The sequence below is a fragment of the Enterococcus sp. AZ011 genome (assembly GCF_050548355.1).
Taxonomy (GTDB): Bacteria; Bacillota; Bacilli; order Lactobacillales; family Enterococcaceae; genus Enterococcus; species Enterococcus faecalis.
Window position 1 is genome coordinate 459,005 of sequence record NZ_CP172959.1, and the last position, 14,104, is coordinate 473,108.

12 protein-coding genes are annotated in these 14,104 nt (G+C 38.1%); 7 read left to right on the forward strand and 5 right to left on the reverse strand.

The window, feature by feature from the left end; genetic code table 11:
• The first annotated feature begins 97 nt into the window (after nt 1-97).
• The 4 genes from IGL36_RS02320 to IGL36_RS02335 all read left to right on the forward strand — a co-directional run bounded on the left by IGL36_RS02320 (nt 98) and on the right by IGL36_RS02335 (nt 4,091).
• The gene (locus tag IGL36_RS02320) at nt 98-1,672 is read left to right on the forward strand and encodes a peptide chain release factor 3 (RefSeq protein WP_002355543.1); all 1,575 of its coding nucleotides are present in this window, start codon (nt 98-100) and stop codon (nt 1,670-1,672) included.
• 175 nt (nt 1,673-1,847) lie between these two features.
• Nucleotides 1,848-2,291 (forward strand): DUF3290 domain-containing protein, encoded by a 444-nt coding sequence (locus IGL36_RS02325; RefSeq protein WP_002355544.1) that lies wholly within the window; start codon nt 1,848-1,850, stop codon nt 2,289-2,291.
• A gap of 15 nt (nt 2,292-2,306) precedes the next feature.
• Nucleotides 2,307-2,954, forward strand: a complete 648-nt coding sequence (locus tag IGL36_RS02330; protein WP_002368017.1) for a DUF421 domain-containing protein — start codon at nt 2,307-2,309, stop codon at nt 2,952-2,954.
• A gap of 66 nt (nt 2,955-3,020) precedes the next feature.
• Nucleotides 3,021-4,091 carry a hypothetical protein gene (locus IGL36_RS02335; protein WP_002398129.1) on the forward strand — a complete coding sequence of 357 codons (1,071 nt, stop codon included), beginning with the start codon at nt 3,021-3,023 and terminating at the stop codon, nt 4,089-4,091.
• 39 nt (nt 4,092-4,130) lie between these two features.
• Here IGL36_RS02335 and IGL36_RS02340 read toward each other — a convergent pair whose 3' ends face one another.
• Nucleotides 4,131-4,445, reverse strand: a complete 315-nt coding sequence (locus tag IGL36_RS02340; protein WP_002398127.1) for a DUF1827 family protein — start codon at nt 4,443-4,445, stop codon at nt 4,131-4,133.
• 194 nt (nt 4,446-4,639) lie between these two features.
• Nucleotides 4,640-6,880 (reverse strand): ATP-dependent Clp protease ATP-binding subunit, encoded by a 2,241-nt coding sequence (locus tag IGL36_RS02345; protein WP_002386935.1) that lies wholly within the window; start codon nt 6,878-6,880, stop codon nt 4,640-4,642.
• A gap of 301 nt (nt 6,881-7,181) precedes the next feature.
• Between IGL36_RS02345 and IGL36_RS02350 the strand changes: the two genes are divergently transcribed.
• From IGL36_RS02350 to ptsP, 3 genes are all read left to right on the forward strand, one after another.
• A complete protein-coding gene (locus IGL36_RS02350) occupies nt 7,182-7,373 on the forward strand; it encodes a hypothetical protein (protein ID WP_002398126.1) in 192 nt (63 codons plus the stop codon).
• Between the two features lie 170 nt (nt 7,374-7,543).
• Complete coding sequence (locus tag IGL36_RS02355; protein ID WP_002355551.1) at nt 7,544-7,810, forward strand: phosphocarrier protein HPr; 267 nt, start codon at nt 7,544-7,546, stop codon at nt 7,808-7,810.
• The gene (ptsP, locus tag IGL36_RS02360; protein ID WP_002363173.1) at nt 7,810-9,537 is read left to right on the forward strand and encodes a phosphoenolpyruvate--protein phosphotransferase; all 1,728 of its coding nucleotides are present in this window, start codon (nt 7,810-7,812) and stop codon (nt 9,535-9,537) included. Before IGL36_RS02355 ends, ptsP begins: the two co-directional genes overlap by 1 nt.
• Nucleotides 9,538-9,581: 44 nt before the next feature.
• Here ptsP and IGL36_RS02365 read toward each other — a convergent pair whose 3' ends face one another.
• Genes IGL36_RS02365 through IGL36_RS02375 form a run of 3 tightly spaced genes read right to left on the reverse strand, consistent with a single transcriptional unit; the run spans nt 9,582 to nt 13,780 of the window.
• Complete coding sequence (locus tag IGL36_RS02365) at nt 9,582-10,661, reverse strand: DUF916 and DUF3324 domain-containing protein (RefSeq protein ID WP_002386937.1); 1,080 nt, start codon at nt 10,659-10,661, stop codon at nt 9,582-9,584.
• Between the two features lie 35 nt (nt 10,662-10,696).
• Complete coding sequence (locus IGL36_RS02370; protein WP_002358689.1) at nt 10,697-11,434, reverse strand: WxL domain-containing protein; 738 nt, start codon at nt 11,432-11,434, stop codon at nt 10,697-10,699.
• Between the two features lie 54 nt (nt 11,435-11,488).
• Entirely contained in the window at nt 11,489-13,780 is a 2,292-nt protein-coding gene (locus IGL36_RS02375; RefSeq protein WP_002405398.1) for a hypothetical protein, read from the reverse strand.
• Between the last annotated feature and the right edge of the window lie 324 nt (nt 13,781-14,104).

Sequence of the window (14,104 nt, forward strand, 5' to 3'; positions counted from 1 at the left end):
ATTCTCAAGGCTTGACATGATATACTAGCAAAGGTTAATCAAAAATTATGCTGAAGAAAATAAATAAATAAACATCACAAGTGATAAGGAGATTTTTATGACGATCAATCAAAAAGAAGCAGTCGATAGTCGCCGTACGTTTGCGATTATTTCCCATCCGGATGCTGGGAAAACAACGATTACTGAACAATTATTATTATTTGGGGGCGCCATCCGCCAAGCTGGAACCGTCAAAGGGAAAAAAACAGGGAACTTTGCCAAATCTGACTGGATGGAAATTGAAAAACAACGGGGAATTTCGGTAACGAGTTCTGTGATGCAATTTGACTATCAAGACAAACGGATTAATATCTTGGACACCCCAGGGCATGAGGATTTCTCAGAGGATACGTATCGGACCTTAATGGCCGTGGATAGTGCTGTGATGGTTATTGATAGTGCCAAAGGGATTGAAGCACAAACGAAAAAACTTTTCCAAGTTGTTAAAAAACGTGGTATTCCAATTTTTACTTTTATTAACAAATTGGACCGTGACGGACGGGAACCATTGGAACTTTTAGAAGAATTGGAAGAACTATTGGATATTGAATCTTATCCAATGAACTGGCCAATTGGTATGGGAAAAGGCCTAGAAGGTCTATACGATATTTATAATGAACGTGTGGAATTATATCGTCCAGAAAATAATGGCGGGGAGCGTTTTATTCCTTTAAAAGATGGCGATATCCCAAGCGATTTACCATTGCACAATAACAGCGTTTATCAACAAGTGTTGGAAGATGTTGAGTTATTGGTAGAAGCAGGCGATGAATTTAGCGAGGAAAAAATCGCTCGTGGTGATCAAACGCCAGTCTTCTTCGGTTCTGCTTTGACAAACTTTGGGGTTCAAACATTTTTAGAAACCTTCTTACAATTTGCGCCTGCGCCACATGCGCATAAAACAGAAGAGGGTGGCGAAGTAAGTCCTTACGAAAAAGAATTTTCAGGCTTTGTCTTTAAAATTCAAGCGAATATGAACCCAGCCCATCGTGATCGAATTGCCTTTGTTCGAATTTGTTCAGGTGTTTTTGAAAGAGGCATGGACGTGACTTTAGGTAGAACAGGTAAAAAAGTCAAATTAAGTAACGTGACACAATTTATGGCGGATGCCCGCGAAAACGTCACAGAAGCTGTTGCAGGCGATATTATCGGCGTGTATGACACAGGAAATTACCAAATTGGCGATACTTTGTATGAAGGGAAAATGAATGTTCAATATGAAGAGTTGCCGTCATTTACCCCTGAATTATTCATGAAAGTGACTGCCAAAAACGTAATGAAACAAAAATCTTTCCATAAAGGAATTTACCAACTGGTTCAAGAAGGAGCCATTCAATTATACAAAACATATTTAACGGAAGAATATATCATTGGCGCCGTAGGTCAATTGCAGTTTGAAGTTTTCCAATACCGAATGTCTAATGAATACAATGCTGAAGTAGTAATGACGCCAATGGGTTCTAAAATTGCCCGCTGGATTAATCCAGAAGATTTAGATGAACGCATGAGCTCTAGCCGAAACATTTTGGCACGGGACCGTTTCGATCAACCTTTGTTCTTATTTGAAAACCAATTTGCGGAACGCTGGTTTGCGGATAAATATCCAGATGTTGAACTGAAAAGTTTGATGTAAAATTAATTTGTAATCAATCAGTAGCTGAATCTTTAGAAGATTGAAGCTCGGCGCAATCATTCTCAAGATGATTGCGCTGAGCTTTTTCTTGTTATAAGGTATTAAAGCAGGCGTGATTGTTTTTTTTGAGATAGAATACTTATTATAACGAACCTATCAAGGAGTGGACAAGAACATGAATTTTTATGGCATCGAGTATTTAAAAAGCCAATCTAATTTAAATGATTACTTAAAGTATTTTTTTATTTTTGCTTTGTTAATCGGGCTAGTCATTGTGTTTAGTTTTTATGTGCGACATCAAATTCAAACGAAATATCGTGAATTAAGTATTATTATTTTTTTATCATTATTATTTGTTTTAGGGGTTCAATATTCCAATTATCAACTGAACCAAAATCAGCATTCACAATCTTCACAAATGGTACATTTTGTCGAACAAGTGGCACAGGAAAAAAAGGTTTCTCCAGAAAAAGTTTATGTCAATGGTACACAATTGGCTGACGGAACCATAGTTAAAATTGACGAAGTGTTTTATAAAATGAGTTTAAGTACGGATCAGCAGTCTTATACGTTACAAGAAACGTATTTATTAACACCAACGATTGAAATCATAAAGTAAAGTGAGGGAAAATTAATGCAGTTTTATAGTCCAATTATTATTAAATTTGCTTTAGGTATTATTTGTTTAATTGTCCAAATTAATTTGATGGGAAAAGGCAATTTGGCGCCCACATCGGCTATGGACCAAGTGCAAAACTATGTATTGGGGGGCATTATTGGTGGTGTTATTTATAATGATTCAATTACGGTGCTCCAATTTGTATTAGTGTTAATTTTGTGGACATTATTAGTCTTAATTTTAAAATTTGCAAAAGAACACAATCGCTATGTGAAGCAAATTGTGGATGGTAAACCCATTACTTTAATCAAGGATGGACAGGTTGTGGTGAAGGAATGTTTGAAAAATGGTATTTCTGCAAATGATCTAATGTTTAAATTACGAGCAAATGGTATTTATGAAGTCCAGCTTGTTAAACGGGCGGTTTTAGAACAAAATGGTCAATTAACAATCGTCGAATATGGCGATGAAAGTATTCGTTATCCGATTATTGTGGACGGTCAAGCCAACATGGATGTCCTAGAGTTAATCAAAAAAGATGAGCACTGGCTATTAACGCAAATCCAAGAACAAGGATTTCAAAGATTACAGGAAATCTATTTAGGTGAGTATTTATCTGGACAGTTAAGTTTATCGCCGTATGAAGAAAAAACGATTGCTTAGCTATACTTTTCATTCTACTTATATTAAAATTAAATGGTAATTCAATGAGTTTCAAAAGGAGGGAAAATGAAAACTAAAAAGATAGTTGTCGGGTTATTTTGTTCAATGATTATTTTAATGGGGTGCCAACCAGATCAACGAACTGAAAAAATGAAAGAAAGTACTGAAGCAGAAGCAGTCCAAGTAACGAGTGGTGTCTCGGAAGCCACTAATGCCACTTCTGTAAAGCAGGAGGAGCAGGCAAACACGAATAATCAACCAAAAGAGAGTGCTGCCAAAGTGAGTTATGAGCGTAATGGACATACCTTTGAAGTTGATGCTGTTTCTGGCGCTACAGTAGAAGCTAATAATGGACAATCAGGAATTAGTCCAGAAGAAAAAGCTCAGAAGATGTATTGGTCAGGTCGTCCAGAAATCGGGGAAGTTCAAGGGGATTATTATCATCATGAAGTCGTGTTTGATGGCGGCTATACGGCTTTAATTGATGTCGTTGTTAAGGATCAACAAATTCAGTTAGTGGAATTTGATGAACGTGGACCTAAAAACTATTATTCTGAAGAATGGGCAGGAGTGACAAAACGTTTATCCGGCTATGCAAATTTTCAAGCGAACAACGCCCGAACTGATCAATCGTTAGTGACCGTTGTTAATACGATGACTTTTCTAGAAAATCAAATGGTTGCTGAAAATCGTCTAGATGGCGCATTCCAGACAGCCAAAGGTCAATCCAATAGCGCTAATAATGGTTATCTTCCTGCTGCTAGGGCTTTAGCCAAGGAAATCAAAGAACCCTCAAAAGAACATTATACAAGTCTAACAGAAGATTTTGGAGAGGGGCTTTCTGGACGTTTAACTGTTATTACGTTAAAAGATTCAGGGAAAATAACCGATCTTCGTTATGATGAATATTTTGCAGATACAGAAGAAGAGATTAAAGATGCGAAACTGAAGGCTTATTCGCGCCAATCAAAATATTTTTCTAAAGATTATGCTCAAAAATCGGGAGAAAATTTCAAAAAAGAAGTGGATGACTTAAGAAAAAAAGCAATCGAGGAAAATAAATTAGTCAGTCCGACAAATGAGGAAGCCTGGTCGGAAAATTATCAAAGGCTTGTAAAAAAAATAACGTCACAATAAATTAAAAAAATGCCGAAGTGGGGAAACTTCGGCATTTTTTTAGTTTTCCATGAGGGAAACTTTTAATGGAACAGACACTTCGGTCACATGGTTTAACTCAATGATAGAAATTTTATCTGGATCATAAGCCTCTTTAGGTAATCGTTTTAACAGTTTTGCTAAAATTTCTTTTACTTCTGTCGGTCGAATGCGACGATTTTTATTCATAATCAGAACTTCCACATGATGAGCTGCTTCTGAATAGACAGCGGTCGTGTTTCCTGCTGAGTAGACTTTTACAAAGTAAGCATCCGTGTTTTCCAATTGTTTATTTACTAATTGTTTGTAGCTATTGGTCACATTCACTAATTTCATTTTATCACCTCATTATAGTTGTGTGCTGCAAAAGAGCGTTTCCAATTATGTACAGGAGTTCCAGATTGAATTTTTTCTATGAGGAACAAGTATACGAATATCTTTCTTCTATTATAGTTTTTTTTGATGAAAATAAAAAGTGAAAAGCATAAAAAAATCCGCACGCATTGTTATTAATGCGTGTGGATTTTTGATTATTCTGCTTGGTCAGATGTTGAAGTTTCTGTTTTAGTCACTTCTTGTGCGCCAGTTACGATAATTTTACCTTCGTTATCTAACGCTGCGACTAATTGATGATTTTCAGGATGATCTAGATAGTATTCAGCAATGCCGTCTTCAATTTGTTCTTGAATCGTTCGGCGTAAAGGACGAGCGCCCATTGCAGGATCATAACCTAAATCAACGAGTTTCTCTTTGACTTCTGTTGGAACCTCAATGTGTAATTTTTGTTTAGCTAATAAGCCATTTACTTCTTCTAACATCAAGCTGACAATGTTCATCAGGTTTTCTTTGCTTAATGCTTTGAATTCGATAATACCATCGAAACGGTTAAGGAATTCGGGGGTGAAGAAGTTGTTCAATTGACCTAAAACAGATTTAGTCACACCTTCACGGGCAGCGCCAAAGCCAACGTTGGCTTCCACAGCACCTGTTCCAGCATTACTTGTCATGATAATGATGGTGTCTTTAAAGCTGACCGTACGACCTTGTGCATCTGTTAAACGACCATCGTCGAGAATTTGTAAAAACATGTGTAAAACATCAGGATGTGCTTTTTCAATTTCATCCAATAAAATTAAACTATAAGGATTACGACGGACTTTTTCTGTGAGTTGTCCAGCTTCGTCATACCCAACATAGCCTGGAGGAGAACCAATCAGTTTAGAAACACTGTGTTTTTCCATATACTCACTCATATCAAAACGAACCATCGAATCTTCTGAACCGAATAGCTCAAAGGCTAATTGTTTTGCTAATTCTGTTTTACCAACGCCTGTTGGCCCTACAAATAAGAAGGAACCAATTGGGCGGTTTTGTTTGCCTAGGCCTACACGATTGCGACGAATCGCTTTAGCTACTTTATCGACGGCATCATCTTGTCCGACAACATGAGCTTTTAAGTCAACAGCTAAATTTTTCAATTGGGTTTGTTCTTTTTCTTTTAAGTCACCGACAGGAATGCCAGTTTTTTGTTCCACAATGGCTTCAATATCTTTTTCAGTGATGACGGGTGTTTCTTCATCGCTGATTTGTTTTTCTTTCATTGCTTGTAATTTATTGATTTGATCACGATAGTAAGCCGCTTTTTCAAAATCTTCTTCTGCGGAAGCTTGTTGTTTTTGTTGTTCCGCTTCTGCTAATTTTTTATCAATTGTTTTTGGATCGACGAGTTGAATAGTTAGATTCATTTTTGAACCAGATTCATCTAACAAGTCAATCGCTTTATCTGGTAAAAAGCGATCTTGAATGTAACGATTGGATAAGTTTGCTGCTGCGTTAATCGCTTCATCTGTATATTTAACATGATGATAATCTTCATAACGTTTTTGCAAACCATGTAAAATCGTTATGGTTTCGGCAACGGTTGGCTCATCTACTTGGACTGGTTGCATCCGACGTTCTAAGGCAGCATCTTTTTCAATAATACGGTACTCATTTAAAGTTGTGGCACCGACTAATTGTAATTCACCACGTGCTAAGGCTGGTTTTAAAATATTGCCAGCATCCATATTGCCATCACCAGCAGCACCAGCACCCACAATTTCATGGACTTCATCAATAAATAAAATGACATTTTCAGCTTCAGTGATTTCTTCAATCAATTTTTGCATCCGTTCTTCAAATTGTCCGCGAATACCAGTTCCTTGAACAAGTGAAACCACATCTAAACGAATGACTTCTTTGTCCAATAATTTTTGGGGCACATCGCCATCGACAATTTTTTGGGCTAAACCTTCGACAACGGCTGTTTTACCAACACCTGGTTCACCGATTAAAACGGGGTTGTTTTTTGTACGGCGATTTAAGATTTCAATGACACGCTTAATTTCTTGGTCACGTCCTACCACAGGATCGATATCTCCTTGGCGTGCCGCTTCGGTGATGTTAATCCCATACTCGCCTAGTAAACCTTGACCAGCGCCAGCGCCTCCGCGAGGGGGTTGACCTCCATTACCACCATCACCAAATTGAGTGGGTGGTGTTTGTTGTTCATAAGGATTACCTTGTTGCATTTGGCGAGAAAGAGAGCGATATAAATCGTCTAAACTCCCAAAGCCAAAAGGGTCTTGTCCCATATTTTGAGGGGAATTATTTGCTTGATTTTTTAATTTTTGATAGCAGCTTTGGCAATAGTCCAGTTGTTTTCTTTGACCATTCACATTTGCATATAAATGAATTGTTGCTTCATTTTGTTGACAATTTTGACAAATCATTGAATGAAACACATCCTTTCAAAATAACTGAGGCCAGAAAAATAGTTGTTTGCTCTATTATTTCTAGTAAACAGACCATTTTTCCTAAAACCAGCCAAGTACTAGATAGCAGGAATAAATTCTGTCTATAAAACCACTTGACCATTTTTGACCTTTGAGGTTATTATAGCATTTTTTGTAAGAGAATCAAGTAAAAGACCTTGTTTAAAAAAAGGCAAAGATTCGATTTTTTTACAGACAATTGCGCCATTTTCAAGTAAACTATAAGAGTTGATATTTAAGAGAAAGAGTGGTGAAATCAATGGCTGAAAATCCTTTTGTAGAAAAAATTGCTTCATTAAAAGCTGGAGAAATCTCTGAATTAATCGTGGAGCAAAATGAATTTTTCCAATTTCGTGATGCTTGGATTTCTTTGCCTGACCGCACGGAAATTGTTGGAGAAGCGGGGTTAAATGGACGAATCATTTATCGTTACCAAAAAGAGGAAGAATAGTCAGTGCAAAACATCACGAAATTTAAGCAAAAAGTGTTGTGTAAGATAGAAAAAAATGGTAATCTTAGAAACTGAAAGGGTCTTTTTTCGAGTAGACGTTTGATTTTAGCGTATCAAGAAAGGAAAACCCTAACATAAAAATTTTTTATTTACGAAGGAGACCGATTTATATGGAAAAGAAAGAATTTCACATTGTAGCAGAAACAGGAATTCACGCACGTCCAGCTACTTTATTAGTACAAACTGCAAGCAAATTTAACTCAGATATTAACTTAGAATACAAAGGTAAATCTGTTAACTTAAAATCAATCATGGGCGTTATGTCTTTAGGCGTTGGTCAAGGTTCTGACGTAACAATCACTGTTGATGGTGCTGACGAAGCTGAAGGAATGGCAGCAATCGTTGAAACATTACAAAAAGAAGGATTGGCTGAATAATGTCTGAGATGCTAAAAGGGATTGCCGCAAGTGATGGCGTTGCTGTTGCTAAAGCTTACCTGCTAGTTCAACCTGACTTGTCTTTCAACAAAACTTCCGTAGAAGATACTGAAGCAGAAGCAACTCGCTTAGACGATGCTTTAGCAAAATCTACTGAAGAGTTGCAAGCAATTCGCGACAAAGCAGCTCAAAGCCTTGGTGAAGCAGAAGCGCAAGTTTTCGATGCTCATTTAATGGTTTTATCTGACCCAGAAATGGTTGGTCAAATCAAACAAAATATCCAAGACAACAAAGTCAATGCAGAAGCTGCCTTGAAAGAAGTTACGGATATGTATATTGGTATGTTTGAAGCAATGGACGATAATGCTTACATGCAAGAGCGTGCAGCAGATATTCGTGACGTTGCCAAACGTATCTTAGCACATTTATTAGGTGTGACTCTTCCAAATCCTTCAATGATTAACGAAGAAGTAATCGTGGTTGCCCATGACTTAACACCTAGTGATACTGCACAATTAGACCGTACGTATGTTAAAGCCTTTGTGACAGACATCGGCGGACGTACTTCTCACTCAGCAATCATGGCTCGTTCGTTAGAAATCCCTGCAATCGTTGGTACAAAAGAAATTACTGACAAAGTAAAAGCAGGCGATATTTTAGCAGTGAACGGAATCATTGGGGATGTTATTATTGACCCAACAGATGCTGAAAAATCTGAATTTGAAGCAGAAGCAAAAGCTTATGCAGATCAAAAAGCAGAATGGGATAAACTAAAAAATGCAGAAACAGTGACAGCTGACGGCAAACATGTTGAGTTAGCTGCAAACATTGGTACACCAAAAGATTTAGAAGGCGTACACAAAAACGGCGGCGAAGCTGTTGGTTTATATCGTACAGAATTCTTATACATGGATTCATCTGACTTTCCAACTGAAGAGGACCAATACCAAGCGTATAAAGCAGTTCTTGAAGGAATGGAAGGAAAACCCGTTGTGGTTCGTACAATGGATATTGGTGGGGACAAAGAGCTTCCTTACCTAACATTACCACACGAAATGAACCCATTCTTAGGTTACCGTGCATTACGTATTAGCTTATCAGAACTAGGTGACGGCATGTTCCGTACACAAATGCGTGCATTATTACGTGCGTCTGTTCATGGTAACTTACGTATCATGTTCCCAATGGTTGCTACTTTGAAAGAATTTAGAGCAGCGAAAGCAATCTTTGAAGACGAAAAACAAAAATTAGTCAACGAAGGTGTTGAAGTTTCAAACGATATCCAAGTAGGTATTATGATTGAAATTCCAGCAGCTGCCGTATTAGCTGATAAATTTGCCAAAGAAGTTGACTTCTTTAGTGTTGGAACTAACGACTTAATCCAATACACAATGGCGGCAGACCGTATGAACGAACGCGTTTCTTACTTATACCAACCATACAACCCATCAATCTTACGTTTAATTAAAAATGTAATTGATGCAGCACACGCTGAAGGTAAATGGGCTGGTATGTGTGGTGAAATGGCGGGCGATCAAACAGCTGTTCCATTACTATTGGGTATGGGCTTAGATGAGTTCTCAATGAGTGCTACATCTATCCTTAAAACACGTAGCTTGATGAAACGTCTAGACACAACTAAAATGGCTGAACTTGCTGACCGCGCATTAAAAGAATGCGACACGATGGAAGAAGTCGTTGCATTAGTTGAAGAATATACAAAATAATTAAGCGATTATGAAAGCACATCGACAATTGTCGATGTGCTTTTTTACTGTTGCGATTCACGTATTTTTTTCTTGAAATAATAAATCGTGCTTCCCAAAATGAATAGAAAAACCAGCGTGATGCTACTCACCAGTTTCCAAGGGAAATTGGTGTGTTTTTCAGGTGGGAGGTTGACGGCGGTAGCATTGTATTTTTTAGCTTCTTTTTCTTGGATGACTAAGTGTTTTTCCCACGAATAGTCTTGATAGCCATCGTTTGCTTTGATTTTTACAGTATAATTTCCAGGAACAAAAGGTTGTTCCTTTAAGTCAATCCGATAATTAAAATTTGTATTAGGAGCCATTGTTAACGACTCTTGGTGATTTTCGTAGCGAGGTTTGGTTTCTTTTTCATAATACAAAGAGGCATCGACTTGTAATTTTTTAATCATAGCCGCTTGTTTGTTTTGGAGATTCATTAATACGCGGTTACGACCGTTAGCTTGATCGGTTTTTACTTCATTTAAAGATAATTCTGGCTGAACAGGTTCATCTGTTTCACTAAGTAAGACGCCGACTACATAAGAAAAACGATTATTGATGGCCACACCGTTTTCTGAGTGAGCAGGTTGTTCATCTGACTTTTGTTCAAAGTAGAGTCCTCCTAAAACGTACCCATTAAATGGTTTTTCCGGTAAAGTAAGCTGACATTCAACAGTCTTGGTTGAGTGTTTAGGTAGGTGGATTTCTTTTGGTAATTGCGCAATCTCATTAAAAGTAAAAGGTGCAGATGGGTCTTTTTTTGTTTCAGCATGAGAATAATCTGCCAAGCCATTATCATTAGTAATCGCTGCATTAGCTGAAGCTAGCACGGTAATGTCGTTGGCTGTTTGATTCGTTAGTTCGATTTGTAGCTTTTGTGTTTGGTTTGGAGCGACACGTAGATCAAAATAACTTGTCTCTTTGGTTCGTTGATTGTCGGGTAAAATGGCTTTTACAGAAAAAGTCATTTCGCTTGCTTCTACAGAATAAGAGCCAATAAAAAATAAAAAAATGATGACGCTAATAGCATGGAGCCATTTAAAAAGCTGCTGATTCATAGTGTGCACTCCTTTTTGACAATTTTTTATAACAAGGTATTGCATGAAGTTGTTTCATGCAATACCTTGTTTGTTTTCTTTTAAAGTGGTGTATCATCCAAAATCCAAGTAAGCGTTGTTTTATATTGTTTAGCTGCAACTTTTTTCGTTGTCGCAGGAACAGTTAATTGAATGCCTTGAGCAGCGGTCGCTCCGCTACCAAAAGCTAATGTCCAAGTGCCCATTCCTGTTGAAAGAGCGGCAGTCGCCACAGGAGAAGTGGCGGCACCAGTTGGATCCAAGGTTACTGGGACCGTTAATGGCGCCAAAGAAAGTAACTGTGTTGAATTGGGTGTTGCTGCTAAAAAGGTCAAGGACGCATTATCCAAAACAGCGGGTGTTGAATCACTTGTAGCAAATTGCGCACTCTGTTTAACTGATAATTTCCAGCCAAGATTTAGACCACGTTTGTCAGTTACTTGAACATAGTTTGGCACGCTAATTAAATCGCCAGTACTATTTTGCACTTGGTCCAGTTGTGCCGAATAGATTGCTGTTCCGGCTTGAATTTGTTTTGATCCAAAATGGATATTTGAAACATAGTCAATACTAAGGGGTCCGGCTGTACCAGGTTGATGAGGATCAGCAGGATTAGGTGTCACAGGCTGAGAAGGGTTCGTCGGGTTGACAGGTGGCGTGACAGTATTATCAAGAGCAAACGTAATATCAGCGTTGGATTGAATAGAAGCGACTTGAGCTGCTTCAACTTTTGGACTATTTAAAAGCATAAGAGGCGTAGCAACGAACAAAATGCTTGAAATGCGCACGATCTTTTTCATTTTTTATTCCTTCTTTCTTGTTTATTTTTAACTTTTAAAAAAGCTAAATCCTAATTAGAGGGGTGTATCAGAAAGAATCCATTGTAATTCGGCAGTGTAAGATTCTTTGACCGTTAAATTAAGGTCAGGAGCAACGCTTAAAAAAAGTCCATTTTGTTGGTTCCAAGGAATTTCTACATTGTTATCGTCCGTTGCGGTGTATTGATAAACTTCGATTGCTAAAGAGGAGATAGGAAAATCACTACCATTTTTTCGATAAATGAAAGCTTGCTGGATCGTTTTATTTGTAGAAGTTGAATGCATGGGCTGACTCTCTCTTACCAACAAATGCCATGGTGTTTTTGCAACACGACCATCGGCAATGAGGAAAGGAGCGCTAATGGTCGATGGTGAGTAGAGGGTTCGTTTGCTGGGAAAAGGTAAATTTTTAAAGGAAACTGTAGTTGGCATCTGCACAAAACGGAGGGTACCGTTTTTGATAGGTAAAGACTGTTCCTTAGTGATTGGCGTAATTGGCGTTCCGCCACCATCATTGCCAGTAACCGTGCTAGAAAATAAAAGAAATTGGTTTATCCATTCTTCTGTAACCGTTGCTGTATATTGTAAGGTGAATTGTGTATTGGCTTCCGTAAAATTATCTGCTGGCAGCGAATTGTGATAACTCCAATACGGCAAACCAGTGGAACTATCAGTTAAAAGTTGAAGCCCAGCTATTGGCGTACTTAAACCTGCTGCTGATTGTTTTGTTAATGTAGCAGCTGAAAGTTGAGCCAGTCCTTTAGGCACCATTGCTCGTAATTGCTGATTCATCCACGTTGCTGGTTGATTGGTTAAACGTGTGATTAACGTGAAACGAATGATTTGACCACTTACGACAGAGTTTGCAGCTTCCCAGAGCCCTTGTGCATTTTTCCGCTCAATGATTTGCGTGACCGTTAGTTGAGGCACAGGATAAGCAACTGTTTGAGAAACAGTAGAACTGGTTAACAAAGGGAGGCCAGTGCGATTGCTGAGCCCTTGGACCCACAAGCTGACCGTTTCTCCCCCTTGGAAAGTGGGTAAATTAGCAAATTGAAAATGGCCATTGGAATCTAAGGACGTTGTGGAAATAGAACCACCATTTATTTGTACTTTAACTTGATAGGTTCCGTTAGATGCTTGAGAAGCTTTACCTGAAAGTTGAGTTGAGCCGGCATTGGCGACTACGTTTGTGACTGGTTGGATTGACCAATTGACACTTTGGTCAGCTGAGGGGCTGCTTTGAATATAGTCGGTTGACGTTTTGGAACGAGCAAAGACAATTGTAGAGAGCGTGTCGCCATATTCTAATGGTGAAGCTAACGATGTCGAGAAATTTCCGGCTGCATCGACAGAAATCCCTTTCACCACAATGGGGGTAGTGGTGCCATCATGGCGGTTCAAGGTTAATTGAACAGAGTAGTTATAGTTTGGGTCTTGTACTTGTTGAATGGTCCCTGTTACAGTAGTGTCCAGATGATTTGGTTGAGTTAGTTTGGCTGGTGTGACTTGAGGAACGGGGTAATTACCTAAACTAAGTTGAGCTTTGCTAATTACGCCTGTTTTTGTATTGTTCCCAATAATAATATTAATTGCACCTAATCCAGTGCCGACATCTGTAAAGGTTCCTCGAATCGGATAGTCTTTGCCGTTAAGAGCAGGAGGGATTGAAATTCCTCGTTTATAAAGTGCGCCCACATCAAACGAAATGGCGGCAGACCATTTGGTTCCGGGAAGTAACACCAAGGTGCTACTTGGAAAAGTCAGATAAACAGAATGATAAGTGCTACTATAAGAGAGGCTGACGCTGTTAGTTGAACTGTGAATATCTTGAGTGGCTGTTCCTGGATAACTGACAGTCCCTGTTAAAAGAGTCAGAAAATCTTGTTGCTTTAGAGTGTCGTTATCTAACTGGCTTGAAATTTCTGTAGGAAGTTGAATAGCAATAATCGGTCGATCATTAATTGCTAAGCCGATAAGTGTCACACTGTATTCATACGAAAGTGTGATAATATCTTGGTTATACGTTCCCGTGCTTAAGGTACTTTTTAAGGTGCTATTACCAACAGAAACACTAGCTGGCGTAGGTGCCATAGGTTCATCGTTTTCAGAGGAAGCATGGGTTTGCTCGGTTTCTTGTTCCACGATATCGGTTGCTTGAGTTGTTTGTTGTTCTGTTGAAACTGAAGTAAATGTTTCACTAAAAGTAGAGGCGTGAGTTGTAGGGTTCAGTGTTTCAGAATGAGCTATCAAAGGTTGAGTCAGCGATAAAAAAAGCCATGATATGATGCAAGAAAAGATTCCCCATACGAACTTATTCAAAACCATCCTCTCCTTTTTTTGATATTATATGTATAATGACGAAAATATATAATGTGTAAATATTGAGTACATACATTCTATAATGGGCCATTCATAAAGTAAAGCGATTACATCCGATGGTGAACAAGATATTTTGTTCACAATCTTTTAGTGTTTTAAGAAGGAAATTTCTCGAAATTCTATGCTTTTTTAATCCGAAAAAATTAAAAAACTGATAGTTTGCTAAAAATCGAGTCTTTCTTTCACTTCTTAGCACTTAAAATATTTACATTTTCCTAGGGATAGTGTACTATTTAAAGGTATGCATAAATAAAGTTTGATGTATAAAAT

What these genes read in the sequence shown, in the direction of transcription:
- IGL36_RS02320 (WP_002355543.1), top strand. Translation starts at nt 98, where the DNA reads ATGACGATCAATCAAAAAGAAGCAGTCGATAGTCGCCGTACGTTTGCG.
- IGL36_RS02325 (WP_002355544.1), top strand. Translation starts at nt 1,848, where the DNA reads ATGAATTTTTATGGCATCGAGTATTTAAAAAGCCAATCTAATTTAAAT.
- IGL36_RS02330 (WP_002368017.1), top strand. Translation starts at nt 2,307, where the DNA reads ATGCAGTTTTATAGTCCAATTATTATTAAATTTGCTTTAGGTATTATT.
- IGL36_RS02335 (WP_002398129.1), top strand. Translation starts at nt 3,021, where the DNA reads ATGAAAACTAAAAAGATAGTTGTCGGGTTATTTTGTTCAATGATTATT.
- IGL36_RS02340 (WP_002398127.1), bottom strand. Translation starts at nt 4,445, where the DNA reads ATGAAATTAGTGAATGTGACCAATAGCTACAAACAATTAGTAAATAAA.
- IGL36_RS02345 (WP_002386935.1), bottom strand. Translation starts at nt 6,880, where the DNA reads ATGATTTGTCAAAATTGTCAACAAAATGAAGCAACAATTCATTTATAT.
- IGL36_RS02350 (WP_002398126.1), top strand. Translation starts at nt 7,182, where the DNA reads ATGGCTGAAAATCCTTTTGTAGAAAAAATTGCTTCATTAAAAGCTGGA.
- IGL36_RS02355 (WP_002355551.1), top strand. Translation starts at nt 7,544, where the DNA reads ATGGAAAAGAAAGAATTTCACATTGTAGCAGAAACAGGAATTCACGCA.
- ptsP (WP_002363173.1), top strand. Translation starts at nt 7,810, where the DNA reads ATGTCTGAGATGCTAAAAGGGATTGCCGCAAGTGATGGCGTTGCTGTT.
- IGL36_RS02365 (WP_002386937.1), bottom strand. Translation starts at nt 10,661, where the DNA reads ATGCAATACCTTGTTATAAAAAATTGTCAAAAAGGAGTGCACACTATG.
- IGL36_RS02370 (WP_002358689.1), bottom strand. Translation starts at nt 11,434, where the DNA reads ATGAAAAAGATCGTGCGCATTTCAAGCATTTTGTTCGTTGCTACGCCT.
- IGL36_RS02375 (WP_002405398.1), bottom strand. Translation starts at nt 13,780, where the DNA reads ATGGTTTTGAATAAGTTCGTATGGGGAATCTTTTCTTGCATCATATCA.